This window comes from Pseudomonas sp. 9AZ, assembly GCF_902506525.1.
GTDB classification, from domain to species: domain Bacteria; phylum Pseudomonadota; class Gammaproteobacteria; order Pseudomonadales; family Pseudomonadaceae; genus Aquipseudomonas; species Aquipseudomonas peli.
The window spans coordinates 3,545,718-3,562,070 of the sequence record NZ_LR733840.1 but is presented as its reverse complement, the minus strand read 5'-3'; the positions used below and the strand labels follow the sequence as shown (position 1 = coordinate 3,562,070).

Sequence of the window (16,353 nt, the reverse complement as noted above, 5' to 3'; positions counted from 1 at the left end):
GACGGTCTCGGGGCATGCCGCTGGGCTAAAGGGCCTGGCAGGCATGCTCGCTGGTAGCTGGTTTAAGTCGCTATGGACGTCGCCTCGACATGCCTCGGCAGGCTGACCCTAATGCGGGTGCCGCGTTGAAGCTCGGGGTCGGCCGGGCTGTCGATTGTTATCTGTCCATAATGCTCTTCCACGATCGAATAGACCAGTGCAAGGCCCAGTCCCGTACCTTTGCCCGGGTCCTTGGTGGTGAAGAAGGGTTCGAACAAACGGTCGATGATTGCCTTGGGAATACCGCTGCCTTCGTCCTCGACGATCAGGTCTACGGTGTGCTCGAAACGTTCGCTCTTGACCCGGATCGCACTGCCCGGCGGTGAGGCATCGCGGGCGTTTGACAGCAGGTTGATCAGCACCTGGGCCAGGCGTTGCGGGTCACCCACTACCCAATGATCGGAGTCGCAGAGGTTGAAAAACTGCACTTCAACGCTGCGCCGGTTGAGCGCCAGCAGGGCAATCGCATCCTGGGCAACCTGGGCCAGACACACCGGCTCCTCGCTGTGCTGGTGGCTGCCGGAATGGGCAAAACTCATCAGCGATTGAACGATGCGCGACACGCGCTTGGTCTGCTCGATGATCTGCTCGCTGATCTCGGTCAGCTCGGGGTCACCTTCGCGTTCTTCTCGCAGGTTCTGCGCCAGGCAGGCGATGCCGGTGATCGGGTTGCCGATCTCATGCGCCACGCCGGCAGCCAGACGACCAATGGAGGCGAGTCGCTCGGAGTGCACCAGCTTGTCTTCCAGCATCTGCGTTTCCGTAAGGTCTTCAACCAGCAGTACCAGGCCGCTGTTACCCGGCGCCAGTGGCTCGTCGATGGCTGCTTTGTGCAGGTTGAGCCAGCGCGTTTGGCCGTCCAAGGCCAGGCGCTGTTTGTGCAAGTGTTCGTCGGGCAGTTCGATAAACCGCTCCAGCAGCCCACGCCAGGGCTCGGCCAAAGTGTTCAGGCGTGAGCCGACCACACGCTGCGCGGGGATTTCGGTGAGTTCTTCCATGGCCTTGTTCCACATCAGGATCTCCTGATCCTTGGCCAGCGAGCAAACGCCCATCGGCAGTTCCTGCAGGGTCTGGCGGTGATAGCGGCGCAGGGTGTCGAGTTCGGCGGCGAGACCGGTGAGGCGCGAGTGGTAGTCCTCGAGGCGGTTCTCGATAAAGTGGATGTCCTCGGTGACGTAGGTTTCGCTGCCGGCTTTATAGGGCAGGAAGGTTTCGACGATGTCCTGGGCCACGCTGGGGCCCATCAGCCCGGACAGATTGGCCTCGATGCGGTCGCGCAGGCGGCGCAGGGCATAAGGGCGACCTTCATCGAACGGCAAATGCAGGTCGCGCAGGGCTTGCTCCACCTCGTGCTGGGCGGTCTTTGCGCCCAGGGGTTTGGCCAGTTGCGCAGCGAATTCTTGCGGTGAGGCCGCCAGCAGTTCGCGGCGTTGCGGGCGGCGCACGTTATCTACAGCGCAGGCTTCTGCGGCACTCTTTTCTTCCGGGCTAGCTTCGGTGAACAGTGACACCAGAGTGAACACCAGCACGTTAGCGGCCAATGAGCCGATGGCCGCCAGGTGCCAACTGCTGTCATCCAGCACATAAATGACGTTGAACCAGGGCAGGTACAGGCCCTGCAGGTTGCCGAGCATCGGCAACAGCATGCTCACCACCCAGACGGCGATCCCCGCCAGCAGCCCGGCGATAAACCCTTTACGGTTGGCGGCAGGCCAGTACAGCACCGACAAAACGCCGGGGAGGAATTGCAGGGTGGCGACGAAGGCGACGATGCCGAGGTTGGCCAGGTCCTGTTCAGCACCGAGCAGTAAATAGAAGCCGTAGCCGGCCATGATCACCAGCAGGATCAGGGCGCGCCGTGTCCACTTCAACCAGCGGTAGATATTGCCTTCCGATGGCGGTTGGTACAGCGGCAACACCACATGGTTGAGCACCATGCCGGACAGCGCCAGGGTGGTGACGATGATTAACCCGCTGGAAGCCGACAGGCCGCCGACATAGGCAATCAGTGCCAGGGTCTGGCTATTCACCGCGATGCCGACGCCGAGGGTGAAGTATTCCGGGTTGGTGGTTGCACCCAGCTTGAGACCGGCCCAGAGAATCAGCGGCACCGCCAAGCTCATCAGCAGCAGAAACAGCGGTAGGCCCCAGCTGGCGCTGACCATGGCGCGCGGGTTGAGGTTCTCGGTAAAGGTCATGTGGTACATGTGCGGCATGACGATCGCCGAGGCGAAGAACACCAGCAGCAGGGTGCGCCAGGGGCCTTCTTGCAGCGGCGTGTGCAGGCTGGTCAGCGAGGACTGGTTCTGCACCAGCCACGATTGCAGGTCCTGCGGACCGTCGAACACGCCGTACAGGGCATAAAGGCCGATGGCGCTGATCGCCACCAGTTTGACCACCGACTCAAAGGCGATGGCAAATACCAGCCCTTCATGCTTTTCGCGCGTGGCGATATGCCGAGCGCCGAACAAAATGGTGAACAGAATGATCAGCCCGCAATAGGCCAACGCCACGCGCTCCTGCACCGGCTCGCGGGTGAGGATGCCGATGGAATCGGCCACCGCCTGGATTTGTAGCGCCAGTAACGGCAACACGCCGACCAGCATAAAGACTGTCGTCAGGGCACCGGCCCAGGTGCTGCGAAAACGGAAGGCAAACAGGTCGGCCAGCGATGACAGCTGGTAAGTTCGGGTGATGCGCAGAATCGGGTAGAGCAATACCGGCGCCAGTAGAAATGCCCCGGACACCCCCAGGTAACTGGCGAGGAAGCCATACCCATACTGATAGGCCAGCCCCACTGTGCCGTAGAAGGCCCAGGCGCTGGCATAGACGCCGAGCGACAGGGTGTAGGTCAGTGGATGGCGAATTATCCAGCGCGGAATCAGGCCGTGCTCACTGATCCAGGCCACGCCGAACAGGATAAGAAGGTAGGCGGCGCTGATCAGAATCAGCTGGCTCAGGCTAAAGCTCGTTAGCATCACGTTGGCTCTGAAGCGAAGAAGGTTAAGACGCGGTCACGCAGGTTGCGCCGCAGCAGGTCAGAGTTCATCGGCATCACGCTGACTCTGCAGGATGAAGGTCACTACGATGAGGATCAGCCACAGCAGGTAGGGGCGGTACCAGGCCCCATTGGGGTCGATCCACCAGTCCATGATGGCCGGGGAGAACAGGTAGATCCCCACCACCAGGATCAGCACCAATCGGTAGATATACATGCCGCATCTCTTCGCTTAATTGCCGGCGATGGTAACGGATGCATAATGCTCTGGGCTATTGGTCGGCCGGCGTGTGCAGAGCTTGGCTTTTCCTTATTAGTTGGTACTATCGTTCCACTTGATAAGAATAACGCTGGAGATTGCCATGCGCCTTGCCTCGCTTTCCTTGCTCGCCCTGTCCGTGCTGCTTGCCGCGTGCGGCGAAGAACCGGCCCCGGTGGCCAATCTGGATTTCCAGAAAGACCTGCAGACCCAACTGATCAAGGCCAAGCCCGGCAGCGTGATCGAAATCCCGGCCGGCACCTATCAGCTCGACCGCAGCCTGAGCTTGAAGGTCAGCGGCGTGACCATCAAGGGCGCAGGCATGGACAAAACCATCTTGAGCTTCAAGGGGCAGAAGTCCGGCGCCGAAGGCCTGCTGGTGGATGCCTCGGATTTCACCATCGAAGACATCGCTTTTGAGGACACCAAGGGCGATTCGCTGAAAGTGGTGGGCGGTAAGAACATCATCATCCGCCGCGTGCGCACCGAGTGGACCAACGGTCCGGCCACCGAGAACGGCGCCTACGGTATTTACCCGGTGCAGACCGAGAACACCCTGATTGATGGCGCGGTGGCCATCGGCGCATCGGATGCCGGTATCTATGTCGGCCAGTCGCGCAACGTGGTGGTGCGCAACAGCCGTGCCGAGCGCAACGTCGCCGGGATCGAGATCGAAAACACCATCGACGCCGACGTGTATGACAACGTCGCCACCGGTAACACCGGCGGCATTCTGGTGTTCAACATGCCCAACCTGCCGCAGGCCGGGCGGGTGACGCGGGTGTTCCGCAACAAGATCGAGGGCAATAACCACAAGAACTTCGGCCACAAGGGTACGCCGGTGGCCAGCGTGCCGGCAGGTTCCGGCGTGGTGATCAACTCCAACGATGATGTTGAGGTGTTCGACAACGACATTGGCGACCACAAGACCGCCAACGTGATCATCAGCAGCTACTTCAGTACCGGTTATACCGACCTGTCCACAGCCGAGAGTTTCGACCCCTATCCAGAAGGCATCCATATCCACGGCAACCGATTCGGCCCCGCCGGCGACAGCCCGGATCACCTTGAACTGAAAGCGCTCAAAGTCAGCCAGTTTGGCTTGAATGGCCGCCTGCCGGATATTCTCTGGGACGGTTACGTCAACCTCGACATTCTGGTGGACGGAAAGCTGCCGGCGGACCGGGCGATCTGCATCAATAACGGCGAGGCGGGGATGATCAACGTCGACGGGCCGAACAACTACAAAAACATCAGCACCGATATGACCGACTACCGTTGCAGCCTGCCGCCATTGCCTGCCGTCAAACTGGCCTCGGCTGATGCCGACCAGGGGGCCTGATGCATCGTCTGTTACTGGGAGCGCTGTTGCTCCTCGCCGGCTGCGAGCAGCCGGCGCCGCTGTACTTGCCGCAAGGTGACAACTACCCAGAAACACTCAGCGAGTGGGGCATGCTGCAACGCGCAGACGGCTTTATCGCGCCGGTTGCCGAGGCCTTGCCCTATGACCTGAATACCCCGCTGTTTACCGACTACGCACACAAACTGCGTACCGTCTGGATGCCGGCAGGTACAGCGGCGACCTACGGCGACGCGCACTTCGATTACCCGGTTGGCACAGTACTGAGCAAAACCTTCTACTACCCCAAGGACGCCCAGGGCCGCCTGCTGCTTAACGAGCGGGATGACCGCGACCCGCAGCGTGGCCTGGAGCTGGCGCGGGTGCAGTTGATCGAGACACGCATCCTGCTGAAACAGCAGGACGGCTGGGTGGCGTTGCCCTATGTGTGGGATGAACAGCAACAAGAGGCCCATCTGGAATGGGCGGGTGACAGCCGCGAGTTGAGCCTGCTGAATGCCGAGGGCAAAACCCAGGCAGTGGCCTATCAGGTGCCGGACGCCAACCAGTGCGCCGGTTGCCATGAGGAAACTGCAGGGCAGGGCGTCAATCCGCTGGGGCCGAAGGCGCGCCATCTGAACAAGGATTTTGCCTACGCTGATGGCACGCACAATCAGTTGCAGCACTGGCAGCAGCAGGGTCGTTTGCAGGGGGGGGCGGCCGAGTTGCAGGGCGTGCCGCAGAACGCGTTATGGCCGACGCCGCGCGCTGGCGAAAGCCTGGAGAAGCAGGCACGCAGTTATCTGGATGCCAACTGCAGTCACTGTCACAACCCCAAGGGCCCAGGGCGTACCTCGGGCCTGCTGCTCGATCCGGCCACGGCCATCGGCATCAGCTATGGCCTGTGCAAACAGCCGGTGGCTGCGGGTAAAGGCTCGGGTGATCGTCTGGTGGATATTCACCCGGGGCAGCCGGATAAATCAGTGCTGCTGTTTCGCGTGGAAAGCGTCGACCCGAGCATCATGATGCCGGAGCTGGGTCGCTCTGCTGTGCATGCCGAAGGCGTGGACGTACTGCAACGCTGGATTGCCAGCTTGCAAGGGGACTGTTGAGCGGCGCGACCTGTTTTCGTGCGCGGCTGCAGGTGTGGGGCATGCCTGGCCCTGTTGTGGTGCGCGTCAGTAGTGGGTGAATGCGCGAGGCCGCGCCAGTGCTGGCTTGGATCACTGGCATAAGTCTTGCGCTGCCTGGTTATCGCCCAGGCTCGCAGGAGGCCCGCTGTGTCGATTCATATCGCCTTGCACCATGTCAGCCACTATCGCTACGACCGCGCGGTCAATCTTGGCCCGCAGGTCGTGCGCCTGCGTCCTGCGCCGCACAGCCGTACCCGGGTTCTGTCCTACGCGTTGAAGGTCGAACCGGGCGCGCACTTTATCAACTGGCAGCAGGACCCCCAGGGCAACTACCTGGCGCGACTGGTGTTTCCGGAAAAGACCCGCGAGCTGAAGATTGAGGTCGATCTAGTCGCCGAGATGGCGGTGTTCAACCCCTTCGATTTTTTCCTTGAGCCTTACGCTGAGAAAATCCCTTTCGCCTATACCGAGGGCGAGCAGCTGGAGCTGGCGCCTTATTTGGTCAAGCTGCCGGCCGGCAAACTTTTCGCCAAATACCTGGCCAGCATCGAGCGCACACCGCTGCCGAGCGTGGATTTTTTGGTGGCGCTGAACCAGCGCCTTTCCACCGATATCAGCTACCTGATTCGACTTGAGCCGGGCGTGCAGACTCCGGAAGAAAGCCTGGAGAAAGGCTCCGGCTCCTGCCGCGATTCGGCCTGGCTGCTGGTGCAGCTGTTCCGCCACCTGGGCCTGGCGGCGCGCTTTGTTTCTGGCTACCTGATCCAGCTTAAAGCCGATGTGAAATCCCTCGACGGCCCATCCGGCGCCGAGGTGGACTTCACCGATCTGCATGCCTGGTGTGAGGTCTACCTGCCCGGTGCCGGCTGGATTGGTTTGGACCCGACCAGCGGCCTGTTCGCCGGAGAAGGCCATATTCCGCTGGCCTGCAGCCCCGAACCGTCCTCGGCGGCGCCTATCAGCGGCGGCGTGGATGAGAGCGAGTGCGAGTTCAGCCACGAGATGTGGGTCGAGCGTATCTGGGAAGCGCCGCGGGTCAGCAAACCTTACAGCGAGGCGCAGTGGCAGGCGATTGTCGACCTTGGGCAGAAGATCGATGAGGACCTGCAAGCGCAGGATGTGCGCCTGACCATGGGCGGCGAGCCGACCTTTGTTGCCCTGGACTACCCCGACGATGCGGAGTGGAACACCGCCGCCCTGGGGCCGAACAAACGCCGCCTCGCCACCGACCTGTTCCATCGCCTGCGCGAGCACTACGCAGCGCAAGCGCTGGTGCACTTCGGCCAGGGCAAGTGGTACCCCGGCGAGCAGCTGCCGCGCTGGTCGTTGAACGCCTACTGGCGGCGTGACGGCGAGCCGATCTGGCACAACCCGGCGCTGTATGCCGATGAACAAAAAGACTACGGCGTCGATGCGGCCAAGGCCGCAGACTTTCTCACCCTGCTCGCAGAACGCCTGGGCGTGGACGCTAAATATTGCGTGCCGGCCTATGAGGACCGCTTCTACTACCTGTGGCGCGAGCGCAAGCTGCCAATCAACGTCAGCGCCGAAGACCCACGCCTGGCTGACCCGCTGGAGCGCGAACGGCTGCGTAAAGTGTTCGAGCAGGGGCTGGATAAAGTAGTCGGGCATATCCTGCCGTTGGCCCGGCAGGCCAAGCAGCTGGGCTGGCAGAGTGGCAGCTGGTTTTTGCGTGATGAGCACTGCCGGCTGATCCCCGGCGATTCGGCGATGGGCTACCGCCTGCCGCTGGATTCGCAACCCTGGGTCAGTGAGGCCGACTACCCCTACATTACCCCGGAAGACCCGAGCCAGCGTTTCGCTCCGTTGCCGGCTGCGGCGCAGATCAAGCCGCAGTCGCGCGGTGTCTGGTCGGGCAGTCAGACCAGTACGAGCAAACGTCCGCTGCTGGGCCAGTCGGCTGCCGCTGTGGTGCGTACCGCGCTGTGCGCTGAGCCGCGTGATGGCAAGCTCTATCTGTTTATGCCGCCGCTGGTGCGCCTGGAAGACTATCTGGAACTGGTGGCGGCCATCGAAGCCACTGCTGCCGAGATGAAGTGCCCGGTGCTGCTGGAGGGGTACGAGCCGCCGCTGGACCCGCGCTTGCAGTTCTTCCGCGTAACTCCGGACCCCGGCGTGATTGAGGTGAATATCCACCCGGCCGCCAGTTGGGATGAGCTGGTCGAGCGCACCGAATTTCTCTACGCGCAGGCCCGCGAGTGCCGCCTCTCCAGCGAGAAATTTATGATCGATGGCCGCCACACTGGCACGGGTGGCGGTAACCATTTTGTGCTCGGCGGCGCGACGCCGGCGGATTCGCCGTTTCTGCGCCGGCCGGATTTGCTGCGCAGCCTGATCAGCTACTGGCACAACCACCCGTCGCTGTCCTACCTGTTTAGCGGTCTGTTTATCGGCCCGACGTCCCAGGCGCCGCGTATCGATGAGGCGCGTAACGATGCGCTGTACGAGCTGGAAATCGCCTTCGCGCAGATGCCCGACGTGGGTCGCGACTGCCAGCCCTGGCTGGTCGACCGCCTGCTGCGCAACCTGCTGGTGGACGTGACCGGTAACACCCACCGCTCCGAGTTCTGTATCGACAAGCTGTACTCGCCGGACTCGGCCTCTGGGCGCCTTGGTCTGCTGGAGCTGCGCGCCTTTGAGATGCCGCCCCATGCGCAGATGAGCCTGGCCCAGCAGCTGTTGATTCGCGCGCTGATCGCGCGTTTCTGGCGTGAACCCTACAAGCCCGCGCGGCTGGTGCGCTGGGGCACCGAGCTGCATGACCGCTACCTGCTGCCGCACTTTATCGAGCAGGATTTTGCCGACGTGCTGCAGGAGCTCGATGGCTGCGGCTATCGCCTGCACAGCGAATGGTTTGCCCCGCACTTCGAGTTCCGCTTCCCCAAATCCGGCGATTTCAACGTCAAGGGCATCGAGCTGGAACTGCGTCAGGCCCTGGAACCCTGGCATGTGCTGGGCGAGGAGGGCGGTGGTGGCGGCACGGTGCGTTATGTGGATTCCTCGCTGGAGCGTATGCAGGTCAAGCTCAGCGGCCTGCCGAGTGATCGTTATGTGCTGACCTGCAACGGCGTACCGGTGCCGTTGCGGCCTACCGGCAAGGTCGGCGAGTTTGTCGGCGGCGTACGTTTCCGCGCTTGGCAGCCGGCCAACTGCCTGCACCCGACCATCGAAGTACACGCGCCGCTGGTCTTCGACCTGGTGGACAGTTGGATGAGTCGCTCCCTCGGCGGTTGTCAGTATCATGTCGCTCATCCCGGTGGACGCAACTACGACAGCCTGCCGGTAAACGCCTATGAGGCGGAGAGTCGGCGTCTGGCGCGCTTCTTCCGCCTAGGTCATAGCCCAGGCAAGCGCCCAACACTGGCGCCAATCAACAATAATGAATTGCCCATGACCCTGGATCTGCGCCTTGTTTAACCCCCTTCACCCATAACGGGGCGAGGGGCGCGCTGCCTGTGATCGTCTTATTGAGCCTGCCATGCCCGACCTGCTTGCCGACTACCCCCTGACACCAGGGGCTTACCATGAACTGTTCGACGCCGACGGTCAGGTGCGCCCGCACTGGCGCCTGTTGCTGGAGCGTTTGCAGCGCAGCAGCCCAGCGCAGCTGGCCCAGCGCCAGGCTCTGCTGGCGCGGCAGATTCAGGAAAATGGGGTGACCTACAACGTTTACGCCGACCCTGATGGCGCCGACCGGCCGTGGGAGCTGGACTTGCTGCCCAATCTGATTCCGGCCGAAGAATGGCAGCAGATCGCCGCCGGCGTGGCGCAGCGGGCTGGTTTACTGAATGCCGTGCTGGCCGACCTGTATGGCCCACAGCAGCTGCTGGCCGACGGGCTGTTGCCGGCTGAGCTGGTGTTTGGCCACAACAACTACCTGTGGCCCTGCCAGGGTGTGCAGCCGCCTGGCGGCACTTACCTGCATCTTTATGCGGTGGACCTGGCCCGTGCGCCGGATGGCCGCTGGTGGGTCACCGCCGACCGCACCCAGGCACCGTCTGGCGCCGGTTATGCCCTGGAAAACCGGCAGATCGTCTCCCGTGCGTTCCCAGAGCTGTACCGCGATCTGCGCGTGCAATACCTGGCCGGTTTCTTCCGCACCCTGCAGGACACTCTGGCGCGCCAGGCTCCGGCCGGCAGTGAAACGCCGCTGGTGGTGCTGCTCACCCCTGGGCGTTTCAACGAGAGTTATTTCGAGCACCTGTACCTGGCGCGTCAGCTCGGTTACCCGCTGGTGGAAGGCAGCGACCTGACCGTGCGCGATGCCAAGGTCTACCTGAAGACCCTGGCTGGCCTGCGCCGCGTGCATGCGGTACTGCGCCGTCTGGATGATGACTTCTGCGACCCGCTGGAATTGCGCACCGACTCGGCCCTCGGCGTGCCAGGCCTGCTGGAAGCGGTGCGCCAGGGCCATGTGCTGGTGGCCAATGCCCTCGGCAGCGGTGTGCTGGAATCCCCAGGTTTGCCGGGATTTCTGCCGGCCATTGCGGAAAAGCTATTGGGCGAAGAACTGCTGCTGCCGAGTGTCGCCAGTTGGTGGTGCGGCGAGCCGCCGGTGCTGGACAAGGCCCTGGAACAGCTCGACGAGCTGCTGGTGCGCGCCAGCTTTCCCTCGCAGAGTTTTGCCCCGGTGTTTGGCCGTGATCTGGATGAAGCCCAACGCGACGAGTTGGCCGAACGCCTCAAGGCGCGGCCTTATGCCTATGTTGCCCAGGCGCTGGCGCAGCTGTCGCAGGCACCGGTCTGGCAGCCTGAAGAAGGCCAACTGGCACCGCGCGCCATCGGCATGCGGGTATTCGCTGTGGCGAGTGCCGAGGGTTACCGGGTAATGCCTGGCGGCCTGACCCGGGTAGCCGCCGAAGCTGATGCCGAAGTGGTGTCGATGCAGCGCGGCGGTGCCAGCAAGGACACCTGGGTGCTCGGCGAGCGGCATGCCGGCGGCGAACCCTGGCAATGGTTGCGCCCGCTGGGCGTGGCCGATCTGGTGCGCAGTGACCCTTATTTGCCTTCGCGGGTGGTGGAAAACCTCTACTGGTTTGGCCGCTACAGCGAACGCTGCGAGGACGGTGCGCGGCTGCTGCGCATTATGCTGGCGCGTTATGTGGATGACGACGATGACCCCCAGGCGCTGCAAACCGCCCTGAGCCTGGCTGAAAGCTTGGGTCTGCTGCCGGATGCCGACAGCGGCGAACTGCAGCAGCGTCTGCTTGAAGCGCTGCTGGGTGAGGACTGGCCGGGCAGCCTGCGTGGCAATCTGCAGCGTTTGCAGTGGGTGGCCGGCAGCGTGCGCGGCAAGCTGTCCCAGGCCAACTGGCAGGCCCTGCTCGAATTACAGCGCGAGGCCCAGGGGTTGAGCAGCGAGCAGGCCGACTTCGGCGAGTTACTGGATTTTCTTGACCGCCTGCTGCTGTCGCTGGCGGCGCTCTCAGGCTTTGCTTTGGATGACATGACCCGTGACGACGGCTGGCGTTTTCTGATGATCGGCCGCTGCATCGAGCGTCTGCAGTTTCTCTGCGACAGCCTGGCCAACTTCCTCACCAGCAGCGCGGCGCAGGATCAGTCGGCGCTGGAGTGGCTGCTAGAGCTGGGCAACAGCAGCATCACTTACCGCACCCGTTACCTGGCTTCCGCGCAGCTGATCCCGGTGCTCGACCTGTTGCTGCTGGATGAGCAGAACCCGCATGCCGTGCTGTTTCAGGTGCGCACCCTGCTGCGCTCGCTGGCGCGCCTGGGCGAGCGTTTTGAGCTGCCCAGCGAGCGCCGGCTGAAACACCTGGAAGGGCAGTTGGCGCGCTTTAGTCTGGCCAGCTTGGAGAATCCGCTGTTTGGCGCGGCGAGCGTACAGGAGGTGCTGGATGGTTTGTCTGGGCTGCTGGAAAGCATCAGCCAGGCCAGTGCGGACATCTCCGACCGTTTAGGCTTGCGCTTCTTTGTGCATGTCGACGCCAGCCAGCGGACGCAATCCTCATGAGCAGCGCCTTTTACCAGATACTTCACGACACCCATTACCGCTACGCCAGCCCGGTGTCGCTGGCCCAGCAGCTGGCGCACCTGTGGCCGCGTGCTTGCCCCTGGCAGCGCAACCATGAACAGCAACTGCTGGTCAGCCCGCAGCCGTGCCAGCGCCAGGATGCCCTGGATGTGTTCGGCAACCCGCTGACCCGCCTGGTGTTCGAGCGCCCGCATGACGAACTCAAAGTCAGTGCGCGGCTGCAGGTTGAAGTGCTGGCGCGCCCAGCGTTTGATCTGCAAGCGTCACCGCCCTGGGAAGACGCCTGTACCGCGCTGCGCTACAGCGGTCAGGCGCTGCTGCCTGGGGTGCTCGAGGCGACGCGTTTTCGTTTCGAGTCGCCCTATGTACACCTCAAGCAGGTGTTTGCCGATTACGCGGCGGATTGCTTTAGCTCCGGGCGGCCGTTACTGGCTGCGGTGGACGGGCTGATGCAGAAGATCTTTGCCGAATTCAGCTTTGATGCGGCGGCGACCCAGGTGGCCACGCCGCTGCTGCAGGTGCTGGAGGAGCGCCGCGGTGTGTGCCAGGACTTTGCCCACCTGATGCTTGCCTGTCTGCGCTCTATGGGCCTTTCGGCGCGCTATGTCAGTGGCTACCTGCTGACCCAGCCACCGCCCGGCCAGCCCCGACTGATCGGCGCCGATGCCTCGCATGCCTGGGTCTCGGTGTTCTGCCCGCAGCAGGGCTGGGTGGATTTCGACCCGACCAACAATGTCCGACCGGCGCTGGAACATATCACCCTGGCCTGGGGCCGCGATTTTGCCGATGTCTCACCGCTGCGTGGGGTGATTCTTGGCGGCGGCAGCCATGACCCCGAGGTACAGGTGACCGTGCTGCCGATCCCCGCGATCTAGCGCTTATGTAACGGCGTGCTAGCGTTTTCCAGTGAACACTCACTGGAGCTGCGCCATGGAAGAAACCAACCTGATTAATCTCGGCACCGAAAAAGTTGCCGATCTCTACAACCTGGTCGCGCAGTACGGCGCGGCGTTTGCCATCAAGATCATCTCGGCAATTGCCTTCTGGGTGATTGGCCGCTGGCTGATCGGTTTTGCCGTCGGCATGGTGCAGCGTGCCCTGGGTCAGCAGCGGGTCGATCCGACCGTGCTGCGTTATGTCGGTAACTTTATCTCGGTGACCCTCAACATCATTCTGGTCATCGGCATTCTCGGCTACTTCGGCGTGCAAACCACCAGCCTGGCGGCGCTGATTGCGGCGGTCGGCCTGGCCATCGGCATGGCCTGGTCGGGGCTGTTGGCCAACCTCGCGGCGGGTGGTTTTATTATCGTGCTGCGGCCGTTCAAAGTCGGCGACTTTATCAGCGCGGGTGGGGTGACCGGCACCGTCACCGAGATTGGCCTGTTCGTCACCGCGATCAATACCCCGGATAACGTGATGACCCTGGTGGGTAATAACAAGATCTTCTCCGACAACATCCAGAACTTCAGCCATAACGCGTTTCGCCGGGTTGATCTGCAGGCGCAGCTGTCCGGCGCGGCGGACTACAAAGCCGCTGCGGCGCTGCTCAAGGAGCGTATCGCTGGCATTGCCAACGTGCTGAAAGAGCCGGCGGTGGATGTGGAAATTATCGAATTCAATCTGGTCGGCCCGGTGCTGGCGGTGCGTCCGTATTGCCACACCGACCATTACTGGCAGGTGTATTTCGATAGCAACAAGATGATCAAGGATGCCCTCGGTGAAGGCGGCTTCCCGGCGCCGATGCCGGCGCAGACGGTGATCATGCAGCAGGCGGGGTAACAGAGGGTGCCGGCCGCTGGGGGATGCGGCCGGCGCGGGATCAGGCGTGCGCCTTGTTCGGTTTCACGGCTTTCCAGAGGCGAGTCGCCAGGCTGACCAGCAGCAGGGCGATGGCCCCGGCGATAATTCCGGCGACGGCATTCAGCAGGGTTGGCAGCAAGGCCGCGAGCAGGCCGCTGCTGGCCGCCACGCTCTGCGCCATTTGGTCGATCCACGCCTGCGCAGCATGAACGCCGTGGGTGAGGATGCCGCCACCGACCATAAACATCGCTGCGGTGCCGAGAATCGACAGGGTTTTCATCATATAGGGCGCGGTAAACAGAATGCCGCGACCGATGCTGCGTTGCAGGCGGCCGCCCCGCTGATTGAGATAGAGGCCGGCGTCATCCAGCTTGACGATACCCGCCACCAGGCCATAAACCCCGACCGTCATCAGCAGGGCGATACCCGAAAGTACCGCGACCTGCTTGCCGAAACTGGCCAGGGCCACGGTGCCAAGGGTGATGGCAATGATTTCTGCCGAGAGGATAAAGTCGGTGCGGATCGCGCCTTTGATCTTGTCCTTCTCGAACGCCAGCATGTCCACTTCGGGGTCGGCCACAGCCTGCAGCAGTTCTTGACGCTGCGCCTGATTATCGGGCTTGCTGTGGAGGAACTTGTGCGCGAGTTTCTCGAAGCCTTCGTAGCAGAGGAAGGCGCCGCCAAACATCAGCAACGGCGTTACCGCCCAGGGTGCAAAGGCACTGATCAGCAGGGCAGCAGGCACCAGAATCAGCTTGTTCTTGAACGAGCCCTTGGCCACCGCCCAGACCACCGGCAGCTCCCGTTCGGCCTGCACGCCGCTGACCTGCTGGGCGTTCAGCGCAAGGTCGTCGCCGAGTACCCCGGCAGTTTTCTTGGCCGCCACTTTGGTCATTACCGCCACATCGTCGAGAACGGCGGCGATGTCATCAAGCAGGGTTAATAGGCTAGCGCCGGCCATGCGAGGGATTCCTTTCTTGGGTTTCTGAGGCGAATCGCCTGGCAGAAGGGCAGGCGACGGTGCGCAGATTTATACGTGAGTCAGCACGTATCAGCCATAGGCGGAAAACCCAGTTTTGCCGCAGTGCACGAAAAAACGGTGGTACGGGTTAGTCGCTGCTATTGCCGCACGATCCACTGGCGCCACTGGCATAGGCAGCGAGCAGGCTGCGTAACAGGTCATTGAGAGGCATGGTCGTATCTCCTTGATTGGTGGAGTGACGTTACGCCTGTGCCCGGCGGCTGGGCTGTTGATTGTCTCGATTGGGGTCATAGCCGGAAGCCGCTTTGGCGTTATGCACAGCCATTGCGGCGGTGCACAGTTAGTTGTGCACAAAGACTGTGGAGCGAGCTGTGGATAAGGTGGGCGTAGGTGCTTGCAGGCCTAGTCGTGTGGCTGCTTGCGGTCTTTGTACGCTTTTTGATCAGTCAATTATTTACCGTTAAAACAACAGGTTAGCCTGGTTGTTCAGGGTGTTATGGGGTAGCGCTGAAGTTGTCCACGACTACTGTGGGTAGAGCTGTGGATAACTCTGGTATGACTGCCTGCAAGGCTTATAAAGCCTGGTTTATCGCCCTTTGATCGATTTTTAAGCAGCTTGTAGAGGTCTCGAAATACGTCATTTACGCTCTGCCGAGTCAAGCAATAATCGCGTTATTTCAAGGGTTTGCCGCAGGGCTGCGGTGCGCGGTGGATAACTTATCCCAGGTTGCTGTGGAGCGATCTGTGGATAAGCTGAGCACGCATGCGTTCAGGCCACAGCAGGCGTGGTCTGAACGCGGTAGGTTGTTTTTTATACAGAGTGGCGCGTTTAGTCTTCCAGGGCGCTGATCTGCGTCGAACGGCCGAGCACCTGCAAGGCACGATCCGGGTAATCGGTGATCAGTGCGTTTGCCCCCAGATCAATCAGGCGGCGCATATCGGGCTGTTCGTTGATGGTCCACAGCTGCACATTCAGCCCACGTTGTGTGGCGGTCTTGAGCAAGCTCGGGCTGGCAATGGGGAGACCATCGTGTGCTTCAGGAATCTGCAGCGCCTGGTAGGACGGCGACAGCAGGCTGCCCAGGCCGACCCAGTTGAGCGCCACCAGCAGGCGCACCGAGCCGGGGCCTGCAGAGGTGGCAACGCCCGGGCACTGTTCGCGGAACAGCTGCAGGCTGCGGTCATAGAAGCTGCCGACAATCACCTTGTCGCGTTGCTGGTGCGCTTCAAGGGCATCACACAGCTGCGCTTCCATGCCGACATCCGGCACCTTGATTTCAATCACCTTGGGGATGCTGGGGAAACGTTCGAGCACTTCGGTAAAGGTCGGGATCCGCACGCCCTGGCCACGGTAGGGGTAGCTTTGGCCGCCATCGGCGCTCCAGCGGTAACCAGCGTCCAGCGCTTGCAACTGCGCCAGGCTGTGCGCGGCCACCGGGCCTTCGCCATTGGTGGTGCGATTCAGCGTACGGTCGTGGATCACCACCAGTTTGCCGTCACTGGACAGGTGCAGGTCCATCTCCAGCATGTCCACGCCCAGGGCGCTGGCACGCTCAAAGGCAAACAGGCTGTTTTCCGGCCACAGGCCTTTACCGCCGCGGTGGGCAATCACCAGCGGTCGTTCGGCAAAGCTGCTAAGCACTGCGGCTGTTTGGGCCGGTTTACTGGTCAGGGCCAGTACGCCGAGGGCGATGGCCAGTAACAGCAGTGGAACAGAGAGAAAGCGGGCAGCGCGCAGCATGGTCAGGGTCCAGGGCAGTCAAGGGAGAGGAGGTTTAATACGCCTCGAC

10 protein-coding genes are annotated in these 16,353 nt (G+C 62.3%); 6 read left to right on the top strand and 4 right to left on the bottom strand.

The annotated features are described in order from the left end of the window. Positions 1-62: 62 nt before the first annotated feature. The gene (locus ALTER154_RS16655) at positions 63-3,017 is read right to left on the bottom strand and encodes a sensor histidine kinase (protein WP_160088662.1); all 2,955 of its coding nucleotides are present in this window, start codon (positions 3,015-3,017) and stop codon (positions 63-65) included. Between the two features lie 60 nt (positions 3,018-3,077). Further along, on the bottom strand, positions 3,078-3,254 hold the full coding sequence (locus tag ALTER154_RS16650; RefSeq protein ID WP_003244646.1) for a hypothetical protein: 177 nt from the start codon (positions 3,252-3,254) through the stop codon (positions 3,078-3,080). Between the two features lie 145 nt (positions 3,255-3,399). Between ALTER154_RS16650 and ALTER154_RS16645 the strand changes: the two genes are divergently transcribed. From ALTER154_RS16645 to ALTER154_RS16620, 6 genes are all read left to right on the top strand, one after another. Then, on the top strand, positions 3,400-4,638 hold the full coding sequence (locus tag ALTER154_RS16645) for a parallel beta-helix domain-containing protein (protein ID WP_160088660.1): 1,239 nt from the start codon (positions 3,400-3,402) through the stop codon (positions 4,636-4,638). Then, entirely contained in the window at positions 4,638-5,747 is a 1,110-nt protein-coding gene (locus ALTER154_RS16640) for an SO2930 family diheme c-type cytochrome (RefSeq protein WP_160088658.1), read from the top strand. Before ALTER154_RS16645 ends, ALTER154_RS16640 begins: the two co-directional genes overlap by 1 nt. 168 nt (positions 5,748-5,915) lie before the next feature. Further along, positions 5,916-9,206, top strand: coding sequence for a DUF2126 domain-containing protein (locus tag ALTER154_RS16635; RefSeq protein ID WP_160088656.1), 3,291 nt, complete (start codon positions 5,916-5,918; stop codon positions 9,204-9,206). 61 nt (positions 9,207-9,267) lie between these two features. Then, positions 9,268-11,760: a circularly permuted type 2 ATP-grasp protein gene (locus ALTER154_RS16630; RefSeq protein WP_160088654.1), complete on the top strand. Its 2,493-nt coding sequence runs from the start codon at positions 9,268-9,270 to the stop codon at positions 11,758-11,760. Further along, positions 11,757-12,656: a transglutaminase family protein gene (locus ALTER154_RS16625; protein WP_160088652.1), complete on the top strand. Its 900-nt coding sequence runs from the start codon at positions 11,757-11,759 to the stop codon at positions 12,654-12,656. Before ALTER154_RS16630 ends, ALTER154_RS16625 begins: the two co-directional genes overlap by 4 nt. Before the next feature lie 55 nt (positions 12,657-12,711). Beyond that, positions 12,712-13,560 (top strand): mechanosensitive ion channel family protein, encoded by an 849-nt coding sequence (locus ALTER154_RS16620; protein WP_160088650.1) that lies wholly within the window; start codon positions 12,712-12,714, stop codon positions 13,558-13,560. Between the two features lie 40 nt (positions 13,561-13,600). Here ALTER154_RS16620 and ALTER154_RS16615 read toward each other — a convergent pair whose 3' ends face one another. Beyond that, positions 13,601-14,542 carry a DUF808 domain-containing protein gene (locus tag ALTER154_RS16615; protein ID WP_160088648.1) on the bottom strand — a complete coding sequence of 314 codons (942 nt, stop codon included), beginning with the start codon at positions 14,540-14,542 and terminating at the stop codon, positions 13,601-13,603. An 850-nt stretch (positions 14,543-15,392) separates the two neighbouring features. Continuing rightward, a complete protein-coding gene (locus ALTER154_RS16610) occupies positions 15,393-16,304 on the bottom strand; it encodes a glycerophosphodiester phosphodiesterase (protein WP_160088646.1) in 912 nt (303 codons plus the stop codon). Positions 16,305-16,353: the final 49 nt, after the last annotated feature.

Coding starts and splice junctions, on each gene's coding strand:
- ALTER154_RS16655 (WP_160088662.1), bottom strand. CDS start 3,017: ATGCTAACGAGCTTTAGCCTGAGCCAGCTGATTCTGATCAGCGCCGCC.
- ALTER154_RS16650 (WP_003244646.1), bottom strand. CDS start 3,254: ATGTATATCTACCGATTGGTGCTGATCCTGGTGGTGGGGATCTACCTG.
- ALTER154_RS16645 (WP_160088660.1), top strand. CDS start 3,400: ATGCGCCTTGCCTCGCTTTCCTTGCTCGCCCTGTCCGTGCTGCTTGCC.
- ALTER154_RS16640 (WP_160088658.1), top strand. CDS start 4,638: ATGCATCGTCTGTTACTGGGAGCGCTGTTGCTCCTCGCCGGCTGCGAG.
- ALTER154_RS16630 (WP_160088654.1), top strand. CDS start 9,268: ATGCCCGACCTGCTTGCCGACTACCCCCTGACACCAGGGGCTTACCAT.
- ALTER154_RS16625 (WP_160088652.1), top strand. CDS start 11,757: ATGAGCAGCGCCTTTTACCAGATACTTCACGACACCCATTACCGCTAC.
- ALTER154_RS16620 (WP_160088650.1), top strand. CDS start 12,712: ATGGAAGAAACCAACCTGATTAATCTCGGCACCGAAAAAGTTGCCGAT.
- ALTER154_RS16615 (WP_160088648.1), bottom strand. CDS start 14,542: ATGGCCGGCGCTAGCCTATTAACCCTGCTTGATGACATCGCCGCCGTT.
- ALTER154_RS16610 (WP_160088646.1), bottom strand. CDS start 16,304: ATGCTGCGCGCTGCCCGCTTTCTCTCTGTTCCACTGCTGTTACTGGCC.